Genomic DNA, 14817 nt, shown 5'->3' on the forward strand with positions numbered 1-14817 from the left:
AGCGTCTCAGGTTTAAGCGATAATCCCATCATCACGTTGCCTGCCATGGCAGCATGATCAATCCGGCTTAGCCGGAGGTCGCTGTGGCTATCCCAGCGAACCTACACCACGCTGTGGGACACGATCCGGTGCCGCAGTGATTGAACGCTCGCCTGGCTGATTATTGATCAACTGGCGAGGGCCGCAACCAGCTTAGAAGGGCAATTTTGTCTTCCCAGAGGGGGCGGGCACAAAAGCGATCGGTTCGGGTATTACGGATATTGCCCTCCCGCGCGCCCTTTAAGGGAAGAGCGGCGCTTCGCCTCGGTGGATCTCATCGGATCGAGAAAAGCGCGTTTGCGTCAGTTTCACGATTGCTCAGGAGGGGCTTCGAAATGACTTTTCTGAGCCGGCGAACTGTCTTGGCGGGCGGAGGCCTCCTGCTGGGGGCGGCATGCACGCGCAGATTTGCGACGCCGGACCAAGCAGGCACGCTGCCCATTCCTCGCCTGTTAGATGCACGCGACCATGGGCAGAGAATTGGACTGAGGGCGCAGGAAGGGGAAACCACTTTCTTCCCAGGGCGGCGGAGCGCCACCATGGGATACAACGGAAGCTATCTCGGCCCGACTCTGCGGGTACATCGCGGGGACGACGTGACGGTGACTGTCAGCAACAATCTGTCTGCTGATACCACGGTTCACTGGCACGGGCTGCTCGTACCGGGAGAGCTGGACGGCAGCCCCCACCAGACCATTAGTCCAGGCGAGACTTGGCGTCCGACGCTGCCGATCCGTCAGCCGGCGGCCACTCTCTTTTATCATTCGCATGCACATGGCCGAACGGCGGAGCAGGTCTATGCAGGCCTAGCGGGATTGCTCTTCGTCACCGACGAGGAAGAGCAAGGTCTCGGTTTGCCTTCGGATTACGGCGTCGACGATCTACCAATCTTGATCCAGGATCGGCAGTTCGTGGATGGCCGTCTGGTGTTACCGGCGGGCATGATGGTGGCGCTGGACGGGAGGCGGGGCAACGTTATTCTCGTAAACGGCGCGTACAACCCGCGAGCAGACGTTCCCAGAAGCTTAGTGCGGCTGCGGCTTGTAAATGGTTAGAATGCCCGGACTTACGATCTTTCGTTCAGCGACGGACGAGCCTTTTATTGGATCGGCACCGAGGGCGGCCTTTTGGAAAAGTCCGTCGAATTGCAGTCCCTCACTCTGGCCTCCGGTCAGCGGGCTGAGATCTTGGTGGACTTCAGCGATGGCAAACCGGTCTCGTTGGTATCGGCTCCGGACCAAAGCACCCTCAGGGTGCATGGCATGGGCATGATGCATCGGCACGAGGCTAGCGAAAACAACGCAGGGAATGAAACTGTCCTCACATTTTCACCGCGCTTGGCATCGAGTAAGCGAGGTAGCACCACGCTTCCGCTCCTCCTGGCGTCCCGCGCGGTGCCAGATCCGGCGACGGTCGTCGCACGGCGACGTCTGGTGCTCAACATGAGGCTGGGAGGTATGATGGATAGCGACGAAGAGCCGCTAACGATCAACCACAGGCGATTCGATATTGATCGCATCGATGAGGAAGTCGAGCTTGGCGCCGTCGAGATATGGAAAGTCTCCGGGCAGAAAATGGCCCATCCCTTCCACATTCATGGAGTGCACTTCGACGTGCTACGTCGCGATGGCGAGGAACCAGATCTTCTTGATCAGGGGCCACGTGACACCATCGTCGTGGACGAACCGGTCGAGTTATTAATCCGCTTCGACCAGCCTGCTTCAAAAGCGCCCTTCCTGTTCCATTGCCATATCCTGGAGCACGAGGACGAAGGCATGATGGGTCAGTTTTCCGTGACGTAGTGGGAACAACTCAAGAAGCGAAATCCTGCATATGCCAATAAGGGGGCAATGCTCGACGTGTGACTTCGAACTCCGCTCTCGTTTTTGTTCCCTTTTCGGGCTTGGGCCAGAACGTTTCGCACATCTCGATCGAAGGCATTCGATCATCCCGGACACTTGTGCATCACATGACGAACCCTGCGGTTCGTCACGGCCACCAGGCGCCGCGGGCCGCGCTCTATAATGACCATACGCTTGTCGGGCCGTCCCGCGGCCGCTGTCAGTACTCGCGGCAATGAGTAATAGATGGTATCGCCGCGTTCATACCACTTTCCTCCGCCAAGCGGCGTCTGGTCAGGCAATCGGATTTCGCTGTAAGATCCGTTGCGATTAAGAACCCAGGCCATCCCCGACTTACAGCCGGATCGGCCATCAAATGACCAGACACCCGCGAGCTTGGTGGTCGAGGTATCTTCCCCTGCGGGAACGACCCTGGCCGGCGAAGGTAGCGTTGGCACAGTGAGCGCGGCGAAAATCGCCCAGATGGAACACGACCACCGTGTGAAAGTGAGCAGCCGGCATCGATATAACCCGTTAAGCGCGATCGTCATACTGTTCCCTTCCGATCCACACTCACTCCGCTGCGAGCTTCGTTGGTTGCCCTGGGCAGACTATGCCGACCATCTGCCGGTGGTAATGCGTATTTGTCGCTAGACAGAAGAGACGCCTGCGATGGCATCTGATCGCAGATCGCCCAGGACAAGGCAGCCGGCGCAGAACTTGGGATGACGGTGATCGTCTCATGCGCAGTGCAAGCGAGCAACCACATGAGCGGTAACGGGGGTGACGAGTTCGCTTCCGGACGAGGAAAAGGTGACCAGGTGACCTTCATTCTATCCCGACATGTTGGTTTGGACGCTCAAGCCGGGTGCCGAGGCGGAGGCATATAGGCCCGCCCGATGTACTAATCGCAAGCGACCGGTTTTCGGTTCTGATGCTCTTGCGCCCCAGTCAACCGACCGATCGCCATTCGTATATATCACAATTTCGCGGGTCGTTCGCCCCAGATAGGGTCAGAGCAGGTTCGAGTCGTGGAGGGGACGCCAGGCCGAAATGCCGGTTGTTCCCGCTGTCCTAGCCGCCACGAATTCGATGGAGATCCAAGGCAAGAGGAGCATTTGATGTCAGCCGCTTCAGCATTTCCAGCTCTGGCGCAGGCGTCCCCCCGACTGTCAACGGCGGTCGGATTTTAGGCCAGCATGGCGGAGTAAAAGCAGGCCAGTGAATGTGGCGCGGATGATATGCAAAGGGCCCCGATCGGGGCCCTTTGCATATTGGCCGTTTTCGGCATTTCAGTCGGGCGTGGTGGCCTGGTTTTGGTCCGCCCCGGCGGTGCGGCGGCGGCGGGCAGACTGCTTGAGCCGGTAGCTGTCGCCATTCATGGCCAGGATGCTGACGTGGTGGGTAAGGCGATCAAGGAGCGCGCCAGTCAGCCGCTCAGAGCCCAGGACCTGGGTCCAGTCCTCGAAGGGTAGATTTGAGGTCACGATCGTGGAGCCGCGCTCGTAGCGCTGGGAGAAGGTTTCGAACAGCAGTTCGGCCCCCGTCGGCGAGAGCGGGACATAGCCCAGTTCATCGACAATCAGCAGTTTTACGGCGGCAAGTTCGCGCTGCATCCTCAGGAGCCGCTTTTCATCGCGGGCCTCCATCAACTGGTTCACCAGGGCGGCAGCGGTGGTGAACAGGACGCTGAAGCCCTTCTGGCAGACGGCCAAGCCCAGGGCGAGCGCTACATGGGTTTTGCCTGTCCCGCTGTTGCCCAGCGCGATGATGTTTTCCCGCCGCAGGATATACTCGCAACGCGCCAGTTCGAGCACGAGCATCTTGTTGAGGCTGGGGATGGCCGTGAAGTCGAAGGTGTCCAGGCTCTTGACCGCCGGGAACCGGGCGGCGCGGATACGGCGCTCCACCGTGCGCCGCTCCCGGTCGATGAGTTCCAGCTCGATAAGGCGCAGAAGATAGCGGGTATGATCCACGCCATCGCGCGCACATTCCCGGGCCAGCTTCTCATACTCGCGCAGCACGGTGGGCAATTTGAGCTGCTTGAGATGATGCGCCAGCAGCACCTGCGGCGTGCCCGCCGTCGTGCCGATGGGCATCTTGTCATCCCCCGCCCGGCTCATGCAGCGATCCCCGGCAGCAGGCTGGCATAGTCGGCAGCGCGTGTGGTCTTGACCTCCATCCTGGGCAGGTGCGGATACGCTTCCAGGTCGAGCCGGGCGGGTCTACGCTCGATCCGCGCCAGTGCGATCTGCTTGACCGCATCGAAGCCGATAGCCCCGATGTGGATGGCCTCTTTCACCGCGAAGGTCACCACCTCCATCGGCATTGCCTCAAGCAGGCGCAGGACCTGAATGAACTCGCGCTTCCCCTTGTTGCCCATCCGCACCTCAAGGAGATGCCGCAGGTGCTGGAAGTCCTCCGGCAGGGTCCAGTCCTGAAGCGCGGCGGCCTGATCGAGCGCGCCTGGCTTGGTCTCGATCAGCGCTAGATAATGCAGCGGGTTTGCCACAAACATGGCCTCGCCATAACAGCGCGGATGACGGGCAATCTCCTCGCCCCCGCACAGGATGACAACCCGGTCGACGAAGCCCTTCACTACAACGTCCTGGAAGCCATAGCAGGTCGGCACCGAGTAATCGTTGGTGCGGTAGCGCACGAGCGCGGTCGAGGAGACGCGTGCCCCCTTGGTCTCGCATGGTTCGAACGTGCCGGCGGGCAGCGGGCGCAAAGCCGCCAGATCTGCCGCCAGGCGCTCCCCGATCGTCTCGGTGTGGCGCCCGGCTCGCTCTTCCTGCCGGGCCCGGCACCGCCGTTCCAGCTCTGCGTTGAAGTCGTCATAGGTCGCCGCGCGCGGGATCGGCACCATGAAGTGCGAGCGCGCATACTTCACCAGCCCTTCGACCTTCCCCTTGTCGTTGCCCTTGCCTGGGCGGCCAAAGCGATCGGCAAACAGGTGGTGGCTGACCAGCCCCGTGAAGGCCTGGGTCCGCTCACGCTTGCCATCCCCGCAGATTTTGGCGACCGCGATCTTGGTATTGTCGTACAGGATCGAGAGCGGCACCCCGCCAAAGAAGGCGAACGCGCAAACATGTCCGTCCAGAAAGGCTTCCGTCGTCTCGGCAGGATAGGCCTTCACAAAACAGGCATCCGACTGCGGAAGGTCCATGCAGAAGAAATGCACCTTCTGCCGCACTCCACCGATCACGCCCACCGCTTCGCCAAAGTCCACCTGAGCGTGCCCTGGCGGATGCGCCAGCGGCACGAAGGTCTCGCGGCTGCGCACACGGCTCTGCCGCACGTAATCCTTCACCACCGTATAGCCACCGCCGTAGCCATGTTCATCGCGCAACCGCTCAAAAATCCGCTTGGCCGTATGCCGCTGCTTGACCGGCGCGACGTAATCCTCAGCCAGTATCCGGTCGATCACCGGCAGCAACAATCCTAGCTTCGGCTTGGCGACAGGCTTGGAGCGCGTGTAGCCAGGCGGCAGCGAGAAACGGCACATCTTCGCGATCGTCTCTCGGCTCAGGCCGAAAACCTTCGCTGCCTCCCGCTGGCTGTTCCCTTCAACAAACACAAAGCGGCGTACCGCTGCATAGCTCTCCACGGCAAACATCCCCGGCCGCTCCAAAAAGAGCAACCTTACCAATGGCTGGTTTTTACTCCGCCGCGCTCAGCAATTTGCCGGCGCTCCATTGGCCTGGTTTGTCACCGCCCTGCACACTGGCTGGACGGCGCTTGGCGGAAATGGTGCAACCGAACTAGCATTGATCTCGCAAAGCGCATAGGAGCCATCGCTGATGGCTTCACCAGGGCGAAATAGGAAGTCGGCGTCCCAAAGAAGCGGAAGATCGTGGTCGGCGATCGACAGCAACCTTTGCATCTCTGGAATCCAGCGATCCTCCATCGCTTTCCGTAAGGCTGCGAAGCGCGTCACCTCCGGTCCGAACATGGCGCGGCCCATCGGCTGTGGGGTTGACGACGTTGTATCAATGGCCGTTGGCGTCATCAGCGCAGTGATCAGGTTGTGCCCAAAGCCAACCACTCGGTGCCCGCACACGTAGCAGCGGACCATGCCCTCGGACGACTGCGGCTGATAAGCCTGATCGATCAGCACGCCGCCGTCGTTTAGAAACGGCACCCACCTTTCCAAGCACTCGGCTAGGCTGATGCGCTCCGATTTGCTTCCTTGGCGGGCCTCTTGAACTTTCACCGACGTTTTCAAAGCCGGAGCGTTTCCCGCTTCGTCTAGTTGGACACGCCATACATTCCTGCCGCCGTTGCCGTAGTTCGGCTTCAGCACGCGCGGGCCTGCGGCAAGATGTTCGGGGAAACGAGCGCGAAGGCCTTCAGCGTCCACGTATCGATCGACATCGCTGCCCCATTCCATGGATCGCGTTGTGTAGAGCACTTCCTTGACGCCGATTTTGGCGATCACGTCAGGATGCGCGCTGACGACAACGCCGCACCCCGCGACTTCGCGCAGCATTGGATCGAGCTGCGAGCGGTCGCCTGAAATGTCCAACGGATTCACCCAGACCAGCGCTGCGTCGCACGACAGCAGCTCGTCCCGAATCTCGCGAACCGCCTCGTCCCTGTACAGTACAGGCCACTGCCGGGCTTCATGAAAGCGATGCGTCCACTCGGCTGCTTGCCCACGCCAAAGAAGAGCGATGTTCGGGCCGGATGTCATTGTTGCATCTCCCCATCGGACCTGTCCCCTTTGTGGTCGCGAACTCAGGTGTCGCGCAGCAGTGGGTGTTAAGCCACGGCGGTCGGGTTCAGCCGCCGCCGCGCAAAGCCGCGGCATAGCGCCGGTCGACCACTTCCCAGTCGATGTTGCGGAAGAAGGCGTCGACATATTTGGCGGCGGCGGTGCCGTAATCCATGTGGAAACTGTGCTCGTACATATCGAGCGCGAGCAGCGGCACGCCGGCAATCGCACCGTGCATATGATCCCACGCCCAATGGTTGTGCAGCGAGCGCGTGTGGAGATTGTAGACGAGCACGCACCAGCCCGATCCGCCGGCAAGGCTCATCCCGGCACGGCGGAAGTCGGCTTCCCAGCGGTCGAACGAGCCGAACGCCGCGCCCAGCGCGTCGCGGATGGAACCGGCTGCCTGGCCGTTGCCGCCGAGCCCGTCGAAATAGACCTCATGGAGCACGACCGAGCCGGTGCGGTGCAGCTCCTCGCGCTTCAATCCGCCATAGACCACCGGCGGCAGGTCCGTGTCAGCGAGCGCGGCGGCAAGTCGTGTCTCGATCATATTCAGGGCCTTGACCGAGCCCGCATAATTGTTCTCGTGGTGCGATGTGATCAGCCTTTCGGAGAGGCCGTGAAGCCTGGCGGGATTGAACCTGAGCGGCTTGACCTGATGATTTCCGGCAAAGGCGGGGACAGCCGCCGGCGCTGCGGCCGGCGTCTGCGCAGAGGCTTCGTTGATAGTCATGGCGGCGGCTCCGATGCCAAGAGTTGCGATTGCACTGCGTCGGGAAAGATGGTCGATCGTCACGCGTCACTCCTTCAGATGATCATTACATATGCGGCCCCGAGGACCGAGCAGACGCCGAGCACCGGCAGCATGCCGGCCTTGAACCGGAACATGGCGAGTATCGCACCCACCGCGAGCGCCAGCGCCGGCCAGTTGACGGACGTTAGGACTGGGAGATCGATGGTGCCGGCTGCGAACGGCACTTCGCGGACTTGCTCGAACAGAGTGTGGATACCAAACCAGACCGCCAGATTGAGGATCACGCCGACCACTGCGGCGGTGATCGCCGAAAGCGCGGCCGACAATGCGCGGTTGCCGCGCAGCCGCTCGATGAATGGCGCGCCGGCGAAGATCCACAGGAAGCATGGCAGGAAGGTAACCCAGGTGGTGAGGATTGCGCCGAAGGTCGCGGCGACGAGCGGCGGCAGCCCGGTCGCTTCGCGGAAGGCCGCGAGGAAGCCGACGAACTGCGTCACCATGATCAGCGGCCCGGGCGTGGTCTCGGCCATGCCGAGCCCGTCGAGCATCTCGCCGGGCTGGAGCCAGCCATAGGTCTCGACTGCCTCCTGCGCGACATAGGCGAGCACCGCATAGGCGCCGCCGAAGGTCACCACCGCCATCTGGCTGAAGAAGGTGGCGATGCGGCTGAACACGTCGTCGGGGCCGAACGCGAACAGCAGCGCTGCGACCGGCCCGAGCCAGAGCAGCAGCAGGACGCCGGAGATGCGCAGCGACCAAGAGAGGTTCGGCCGGGCATGGTCGGGAAGGCCCTCGCCAAGAGCGGTGTCGCGGTCGTGGATTATCTCAGCGCCGGCGGGACCATGTCCGCCGCCGCCCTTGAATGCGGCGTAACCAGCGCGGCCACTGAAGAAGCCGATCAGCGCGGCGGCAAGCACGATCAGCGGGAAGGGCACGTCGAGCACGAAGATCGCGACGAACGCCAGCGCGGCAAAACCGCGCATGACGTTGTTCTTCAAGGCACGCGAACCCACCCGGACCACCGCCTGTAGCACCACCGCCAGCACGGCGGCCTTCAATCCGAAGAACAATCCCTCGACCAGCGGCACTTCGCCGAGCAGCACATAGACATAGCTGAGCCCTAAAATCGCGAGGAAGCCGGGCAGCACGAATAGCGCGCCCGCGACCAGGCCGCCCTTGGTCTTATGGAGCAACCAGCCAATATAGACAGCTAGCTGTTGCGCTTCAGGGCCGGGCAGCAGCATGCAATAGTTGAGCGCGTGGAGGAACCGCTCCTCGCCGATCCAGCGCTTCTCCTCGACCAGGATGCGATGCATCACCGCTATCTGGCCCGCCGGTCCGCCGAAGCTGAGCAGCGCGACCCTGATCCAGACGCGCACCGCCTCGCCAAAGCTGATGCCGTGCTCGTGCAGCGTCTCGACTGCGATTTCAGCGCGTGCGCTGGCCTCCATCTTTAGTCCTCTTTTCGCCGGGTGAAGTGAGCATAGAATCCGTCGAGCGCGGTCGATCCGCGCGCGATCCGCTCCTCGTCGTCGTCGGTGCCGGCACAGATGCCGGCGATAAGCGCGCTCACTCCCGGAGTTTCCGGGCGCTCGAACCGAGCATCGGCAATATCAAGGTCGTGAACAATTTCGCCGAGCGCCCGCAGCGCGGGGTCGGTCTCGAGACCGGTGAGGAACACCAAGGTCTCGAAGGAGCAGCGGTCGCCTTCGTGGGTGAACTCAGCGTCCGCCATGTCGAACCTCAGTTCGTCAGGCTCCGGCACATATCCTTTGCCCTCGACGAACTTGAAGCTCGCCTCGGGGTCGATGAAGCGGCGAATGAGCCAGGCGGACGCGATGCGATCGACATGGACATGGCGGCGCGTCACCCAAACGCGGCGCTTTAGCTCCGCCGGGGTCAGCTCGGGCGCACCGGGGCCGCTCACATCGGGATGTTGGTGAGAGCGGCGGTCCGCCTCGGTGATGGCGGCCTGTGCCGCCTGCCGACCATGCGCACCGAAAAAGTCGATCGCGGCGACCTCGTTCAGGCGTTTGCGCAGGCGGCCCACATCCGCCGCCGCGACATACTCGCCCTCACACAGCGCGCGCGCCTCGCGTGCCAACTCCTCATAGTCGGCGTCACGCGCAGCGTCGAACACTCCGCGCAGCTCCGCATCGCCCATGCCGCCGACAAGGCGCGCTTCGAGGATCAGCGCCTCGCCGCCATTTTCGGTGATCTCGCGATGCAGTTCTTCGAACAGCGCGCGCGTGTCCTCGCGATTGGGGAGCGCATGGACGGCGTTCTTGAGCGGCGCGGCCCCGATCGCCTGCAAACGCCGCCAGACCTTCACCCGCAAATAGGCAGGCTTAGCCGGAAGCTGCGGGATCAGGAGCAACCAAGGGGAAGCTTGTGTATTTGTCATAGTTGTATCGTCACTAGCCTACAAGTGTAAGGGTTGCATCACAAGCCTCATGAGCATAGGACTGCTTATCCCGAAGAAAGAAACCGGAGCGCAATGTCGCGGCTCGCCGGCGGCGCGCTCGCATGACGTGAGGCTTTCCGTGTCGAGTGCGCTGATGAAGGATCAATTATGCTGAAAAAGACCATCGCCTTGGGATTCGCCAGCCTCCTGCTGGCAAGCCCGGCATGGGCAGCGCCGGACTGGTCGGCTGTCGACCGGGCGATAGGACGAGCGGGGGCCGAACAGCCGGGGGGCGTTCACCGCTACAGCTTCCCGCGTTCGGACCTGAGCGTCACGCTGGATGGGGTGACGATCAAGCCCTCCCTCGCGCTCGGCTCTTGGGCGGCGTTTCAGCCGATGGGCGACGAGGCGATGGTGATGGGCGATCTCGTGCTGACCCACGACGAGGTGAACCCCGTTTTGAGCCGCCTGCTCGCAAGCGGTTTTACGATCACCGCGCTCCACAATCACCTGCTCCGCTCTTCGCCTGCGACCATGTACATGCACATTGCCGGCCACGGCGACCCGGTCAAGCTCGCGGCCGCGCTCCGGCAAGCGCTATCAGCCAGTCGGACCCCGCTCGCCGCGCCGCAATCGCCTTCGGCCAGCGCAGCCGCATCGCGGCTCGACCTCGATGTGGCCGCGCTCAACCGGTTGATGGGCGGTGAGGGCAAGACGGCCGGTGGCATCCTCCAATACAGCTTTCCGCGCGCCGAGCGGCTGATGGACGGCGATATGGAGACTCCGCCGACGATGGGCACGGCGACCGCGATCAACTTTCAGCCAACCGGGGACGGCCGAGCCGCCATCACCGGCGATTTCGTACTTGTCGCAAACGAGGTCGATCCGGTCCTGCGCGTGCTGCGGACGAACGGGATCGAGGTCACGGCGCTGCATAATCATATGCTAAACGACGAGTCGCGGCTGTTCTTCATGCACTTCTGGGCCAACGACGACGCAGCCAAGCTCGCCCGTGGGCTGCGCGCGGCGCTCGACAGGATGAACAATCAGAGGAGTTGAACTCGGACGACGGCTCATTGGGCCGTAACCGCCGCCCGCCCGACCCCACGGCCCTTATGCAGGAAGTGGAATGGAACATGGCTAGCAAACGAACTCTCACTGTTGTCGCAGGCGTGGGCGCGGCCGCGCTGGCGATCGCGGGCGTGGCGATCGCGCAAAACCACGAGGCGAACGAAAACCGGATAATCGGCAAGCACAGCGAACGAGACATCCCGCTTGCTCAGGTGCCCGAGGCCGCGATGAACGCGGCACGCGCGCAACTCGCGTCAATAAGCAAAGCGGAGCAAGTCACCCGAAAGGCGGACGGAAGCACGCTCTATGAAATCAAGGGCAAGAACAGCGACGGAAAGACGATCGAACTGTTCGTCACGCCCGAAGGCCAGGTGCTCGGCCGCGAATGATGGATCAGCACGGGGCGCCGGCCGTCGAGGGCCGTGCGCCCCTTCCGAAATGATACTGCGGAATAGGAGACGAAAATGCGGCCAAGGCGATGGATATTGTTATGCGCCGCTTTGGCCGCCCTGCCTGATAGTGCGATCAGCCAAACCGAACCCGCGTCGGCGACGGGCTCGGCGTTGTTCGTAAGCTGTCAAGCGAATGAGCCGCGATGCGGCGCTTACCTCCAAGGCGTGCTCGACATGATGATCGTCGCGCGAAAAGCGGAATGCCGCGCTCCACGCTATGACCGATCGGCGCTGCGCGCGGCATATTTACGCTGGGCGGAGCAGAATAGCTATTTTATGAGTGTTCATATGGTGGCCGGAGCTGAACGCTCGTTAGCGAAGGCTTGGCCATGTCAGTAGCATCGTACCCCGCGGCGTAGCCTGCCCGGCGGCTGCCTTTGAGGGCAGGCGGAGCGTCCGCCTGGCGGTGAATTCCGCCAGCTCAACGATCCCATGTCGCGCCTCAAGCTCGCTAATTAGCCGATGTTCGCATTATGTCTGCCAAATCGTTGTCTGGCGCACAAACCTTGAGGTGACGCCATCTGTGCACCGACGGATTACTGGGAAAGGAATTCACCATCCTCGGCATCGGCCGCAGCGATGGCGATGACGAGACGTTGCGCGCCAGCCTGGATAAGTTCGCGACCGAGGGCGATTGCTGGCGTGATCTGCGCAAGCGCATCGCCTACCTCCAGGGCGATTTCACCGCAGACCGGGTGTTCGACGATGTCGCCCAGGCGTTGGGCGACCGAAGCGCGGTCTTCTACCTTGCCACGCCGGCGCAATTCTTCGGCGCCATCGTCGAAAAGCTTGCCGCCAAAGGCCTGATGGCGGAAGCGGGCAGTCGGTTCCGCCGCGTCGCGATCGAAAAGCCGTTCGGCCACGACCTCGCCTCGGCCAAGGCGCTTGACGCCCGAATCCTCGCCTTGCTCCCGGAAAGCCAGATCTACCGGCTCGACCATTTCCTGGGAAAGGAAACTGTCCAGAACATCCTGGTCGCGCGCTTCGCCAACCAATGGTTCGAAGCGGTGTGGAACAATCGCTATATCGACCATGTCCAGATCACCGCTGCCGAGACGGTCGAGGTCGGATCGCGCGGATCTTTCTACGATGCAACCGGCGCGCTCCGCGACATGGTCCCCAACCATCTGTTCCAGCTGCTGGCGATGATCGCGATGGAGCCGCCCAACAGCTTCGATGCCGACGCGATCCGCGACGAAAAGGCCAAGGTGTTGCGCGCGATCCGCAAGCCCACCGCAGTCTGCGCAGTGCGCGGCCAATATGGCAAGGGCCGTGTCGGCAGCCGCAACGTGCCGGCCTATCGTAAGGTCCCGGATGTCGCTGCCGACAGCAGGACCGAGACCTATGTCGCACTGAAGCTGGAAGTCGACACCTGGCGCTGGGCCGGCGTGCCCTTCTACCTGCGCACCGGCAAGGCGCTGGCAGCGCGCGATACGGAGATCGTCGTCACGTTCAAGGCAGTGCCCTACGCTTTATTCCGCGATTGTCCGATCGACCGCCTGCCAGCCAATCGCCTGATCTTCCAGCTGCAGCCGGACGAAAGCATCGTCTTAGACATGCTGGTCAAGAAACCGGGTCCAGTGATCAAGACCGCAGGAACAACGCTCAATTTCACTTATGCCGACCACTTCAAACTGTCGGGCCGGACCGGCTACGAAACCTTGCTCTATGACATGATGACCGGCGACCAGACATTGTTCCAGCGCGCCGAGCAGATCGAGGCGGGCTGGGCCGCGGTCCAGCCGATCCTCGATCGCTGGGCCAAGGGCAAGGGCAGGCTTGAATCCTATGCACCAGGCAGCGCCGGCCCGGCCGGCGCAGATGCCCTACTCGAACGCGATGGCCGCTTCTGGCACAGGATCGGCCAATGATGCTTGGCCTCGTCATCTCCGACATCGACGGACTTTGGTTCGCAAGGACAAGAGCCTGGCGTCGGCGACGACTGCCCGGTCGCGGACCTACTATCTGGACATCACCAACTCCTATGCCAACAAGCGAGCTGGCGTCGATGCCCTGGCGCGGGCGCTCGGCCACATGCCCAATGACCTGCCCTTTGCTCGTGCGCACCGGGCTATCGATCGCCATGGGCAAGACGCCTGAGGAGATCCGTAGCGCAGCGCACTACATTTCAACCAGCAACGACAAAGATGGCATCGCCGATGCCATCGACGCATTTCTGCTGCCGCTTGTGGGAGATCATCATGAAGCGACTGGCCGCTTTCGACCTCGACGGAACGCTCGCGCTCAGCAAGCAGCCGCTCGACGATGAAATGGCGGATCTGCTTACCCGCCTGCTCGACGTGACGATGGTAGCGATCATCTCCGGAGGCGACTGGCCGCAATTCGAGAAACAGGTGGTGTCACGCATGCCTGCCCGGGCGCGGCTCGACAATTTCATCATCCAGCCGACCACGGGCACCAAGCTCTATCGTCACGCCGACGGCCAATGGACGCGTATCTATGCCGATCTGTTCACCGGCGACGAAAGCCAGCGCATCCGCGAAGCACTGACCAAGGCGGTCGAGCAGGCGGGCTATGCAAACGAGAACATCTGGGGCGAGCAGATCGAGGATCGCGGCAGCCAGATCACATTCTCCGCGCTCGGTCAGCAGGCGCCGCTCGAGGCCAAGGACACGTGGGATCCGGATCACGCCAAGCGCAAGAAATTGCAGGCCCTGCTCCAGCCGTTGCTGCCAGGCTTTGCCATCAATATCGGCGGGGCGACATCGATCGACATCACCCGCGAAGGCATAGACAAGGCCTATGGCCTTAAGCGCCTTTCCGAGCAGACCGGCGTCGCACTCGACGAGATGATCTTCTTCGGTGACGCGATCTTCCCGGGCGGAAATGATTATCCGGCCAAGCACCTCGGGCTGGATACCGTGCGAGTCCGCGACGTTGCCGAAACCAAGTCGGTGGTTGGCGCGATCGCTGCCTGGCTGGTCTAGATGCGCTACCGCCGATCCTTAACCAGTCCCGCTTTCGCACCCATACGACCCAGCTTCGCAGCGGCCCCACATTGTGGAGCCGACGGATCGCTTCAATAGTGCCGGATCTGCTTGACCCCACTACGCCTGGGCGTGTCCGAGGAAACTCAGCTCGCCATGTCCGCCATCATCCGACAGCTGGCGGCGCAGTCCTTGCAGGTAGCCGAGCAACGCTTCATCCGCTCGTCCACGACGTGGCTCAGGCATTCCCGCGCACATCGTTCGCAGGCGTCAGCGCAGGCGCGACACAGGATGGTATGGAGGGGGGATTCGCGCAGCATCGAGTTGGCGGACGCCTGGCACAGTTCCGCACAGTCGTTCAGCATGGCGATCAGCGACGCCGTGGCTGACGCGCCGCCTCGCTTGGTCAGCCAGGTGGCGGTCTCCAGGCACATGCGGTGCGAAGCCACGCAATCGTCGATGCAGTCCGTCATCGACATCGCCATCCCTTCCATTGGATGCTGCTGCCCCGCCGCCGGCACAGCCAGCGTTCCAGCGGCGGCAAGGCCGGCGCCGGCCATCAGCAATTCGCGTCTCTCGATCATCATG

The 14817-nt window shown here is 62.4% G+C and carries 16 protein-coding genes; 9 read left to right on the top strand and 7 right to left on the bottom strand.

Annotated features, from left to right (window positions below; genetic code table 11):
- Positions 1-374 precede the first annotated feature (374 nt).
- On the top strand, positions 375-1094 hold the full coding sequence (locus tag F4U94_RS25010; protein WP_282957471.1) for a multicopper oxidase domain-containing protein: 720 nt from the start codon (positions 375-377) through the stop codon (positions 1092-1094).
- A 72-nt stretch (positions 1095-1166) separates the two neighbouring features.
- Positions 1167-1841 carry a multicopper oxidase family protein gene (locus F4U94_RS25015; RefSeq protein ID WP_249042056.1) on the top strand — a complete coding sequence of 225 codons (675 nt, stop codon included), beginning with the start codon at positions 1167-1169 and terminating at the stop codon, positions 1839-1841.
- A 1331-nt stretch (positions 1842-3172) separates the two neighbouring features.
- Here the strand turns inward: F4U94_RS25015 and istB are convergent.
- From istB to F4U94_RS15295, 6 genes are all read right to left on the bottom strand, one after another.
- Positions 3173-3979, bottom strand: a complete 807-nt coding sequence (gene istB, locus F4U94_RS15270; RefSeq protein ID WP_165890053.1) for an IS21-like element helper ATPase IstB — start codon at positions 3977-3979, stop codon at positions 3173-3175.
- Between the two features lie 20 nt (positions 3980-3999).
- Positions 4000-5499: an IS21 family transposase gene (gene istA, locus F4U94_RS15275; protein WP_093068369.1), complete on the bottom strand. Its 1500-nt coding sequence runs from the start codon at positions 5497-5499 to the stop codon at positions 4000-4002.
- A gap of 57 nt (positions 5500-5556) precedes the next feature.
- Complete coding sequence (locus tag F4U94_RS15280) at positions 5557-6576, bottom strand: Cj0069 family protein (protein ID WP_170271946.1); 1020 nt, start codon at positions 6574-6576, stop codon at positions 5557-5559.
- Positions 6577-6664: 88 nt separating this feature from the next.
- Positions 6665-7396: a superoxide dismutase gene (locus F4U94_RS15285; protein ID WP_150411962.1), complete on the bottom strand. Its 732-nt coding sequence runs from the start codon at positions 7394-7396 to the stop codon at positions 6665-6667.
- Between the two features lie 11 nt (positions 7397-7407).
- On the bottom strand, positions 7408-8805 hold the full coding sequence (gene chrA / locus F4U94_RS15290; RefSeq protein WP_017184237.1) for a chromate efflux transporter: 1398 nt from the start codon (positions 8803-8805) through the stop codon (positions 7408-7410).
- Positions 8806-8807: 2 nt separating this feature from the next.
- Entirely contained in the window at positions 8808-9758 is a 951-nt protein-coding gene (locus tag F4U94_RS15295; protein ID WP_025160483.1) for a chromate resistance protein ChrB domain-containing protein, read from the bottom strand.
- Positions 9759-9926: 168 nt separating this feature from the next.
- On the opposite strand from F4U94_RS15295, the gene F4U94_RS15300 reads away from it, so the two are divergent.
- The 7 genes from F4U94_RS15300 (at position 9927) to F4U94_RS15320 (ending at position 14229) form a co-directional block, all read left to right on the top strand.
- Entirely contained in the window at positions 9927-10817 is an 891-nt protein-coding gene (locus tag F4U94_RS15300) for a DUF1259 domain-containing protein (RefSeq protein ID WP_150411963.1), read from the top strand.
- Positions 10814-11218: a PepSY domain-containing protein gene (locus F4U94_RS15305; protein WP_228165648.1), complete on the top strand. Its 405-nt coding sequence runs from the start codon at positions 10814-10816 to the stop codon at positions 11216-11218. Before F4U94_RS15300 ends, F4U94_RS15305 begins: the two co-directional genes overlap by 4 nt.
- Before the next feature lie 75 nt (positions 11219-11293).
- Positions 11294-11620, top strand: a complete 327-nt coding sequence (locus F4U94_RS25545; RefSeq protein ID WP_354957803.1) for a Rap1a/Tai family immunity protein — start codon at positions 11294-11296, stop codon at positions 11618-11620.
- A gap of 182 nt (positions 11621-11802) precedes the next feature.
- Positions 11803-13152: a glucose-6-phosphate dehydrogenase gene (zwf, locus tag F4U94_RS15310; protein ID WP_211363306.1), complete on the top strand. Its 1350-nt coding sequence runs from the start codon at positions 11803-11805 to the stop codon at positions 13150-13152.
- A 34-nt stretch (positions 13153-13186) separates the two neighbouring features.
- Complete coding sequence (locus F4U94_RS24385) at positions 13187-13381, top strand: hypothetical protein (RefSeq protein WP_037476108.1); 195 nt, start codon at positions 13187-13189, stop codon at positions 13379-13381.
- Positions 13365-13550, top strand: coding sequence for a hypothetical protein (locus tag F4U94_RS25550; RefSeq protein WP_202807666.1), 186 nt, complete (start codon positions 13365-13367; stop codon positions 13548-13550). The genes F4U94_RS24385 and F4U94_RS25550 overlap by 17 nt, the downstream gene beginning before the upstream one ends.
- Entirely contained in the window at positions 13483-14229 is a 747-nt protein-coding gene (locus F4U94_RS15320; protein WP_009824013.1) for an HAD-IIB family hydrolase, read from the top strand. Before F4U94_RS25550 ends, F4U94_RS15320 begins: the two co-directional genes overlap by 68 nt.
- 146 nt (positions 14230-14375) lie before the next feature.
- Here F4U94_RS15320 and F4U94_RS15325 read toward each other — a convergent pair whose 3' ends face one another.
- The gene (locus F4U94_RS15325; RefSeq protein ID WP_037476106.1) at positions 14376-14816 is read right to left on the bottom strand and encodes a four-helix bundle copper-binding protein; all 441 of its coding nucleotides are present in this window, start codon (positions 14814-14816) and stop codon (positions 14376-14378) included.
- Position 14817: the final 1 nt, after the last annotated feature.

The organism is Sphingobium limneticum, from assembly GCF_008710155.1.
GTDB lineage: Bacteria > Pseudomonadota > Alphaproteobacteria > Sphingomonadales > Sphingomonadaceae > Sphingobium > Sphingobium limneticum.

Coding starts and splice junctions, on each gene's coding strand:
- F4U94_RS25010 (WP_282957471.1), top strand. CDS start 375: ATGACTTTTCTGAGCCGGCGAACTGTCTTGGCGGGCGGAGGCCTCCTG.
- istB (WP_165890053.1), bottom strand. CDS start 3,979: ATGCCCATCGGCACGACGGCGGGCACGCCGCAGGTGCTGCTGGCGCAT.
- istA (WP_093068369.1), bottom strand. CDS start 5,499: ATGTTTGCCGTGGAGAGCTATGCAGCGGTACGCCGCTTTGTGTTTGTT.
- F4U94_RS15280 (WP_170271946.1), bottom strand. CDS start 6,576: ATGACATCCGGCCCGAACATCGCTCTTCTTTGGCGTGGGCAAGCAGCC.
- chrA (WP_017184237.1), bottom strand. CDS start 8,805: ATGGAGGCCAGCGCACGCGCTGAAATCGCAGTCGAGACGCTGCACGAG.
- F4U94_RS15295 (WP_025160483.1), bottom strand. CDS start 9,758: ATGACAAATACACAAGCTTCCCCTTGGTTGCTCCTGATCCCGCAGCTT.
- F4U94_RS15300 (WP_150411963.1), top strand. CDS start 9,927: ATGCTGAAAAAGACCATCGCCTTGGGATTCGCCAGCCTCCTGCTGGCA.
- F4U94_RS25545 (WP_354957803.1), top strand. CDS start 11,294: ATGCGGCCAAGGCGATGGATATTGTTATGCGCCGCTTTGGCCGCCCTG.
- F4U94_RS25550 (WP_202807666.1), top strand. CDS start 13,365: ATGGGCAAGACGCCTGAGGAGATCCGTAGCGCAGCGCACTACATTTCA.
- F4U94_RS15320 (WP_009824013.1), top strand. CDS start 13,483: ATGAAGCGACTGGCCGCTTTCGACCTCGACGGAACGCTCGCGCTCAGC.
- F4U94_RS15325 (WP_037476106.1), bottom strand. CDS start 14,816: ATGATGATCGAGAGACGCGAATTGCTGATGGCCGGCGCCGGCCTTGCC.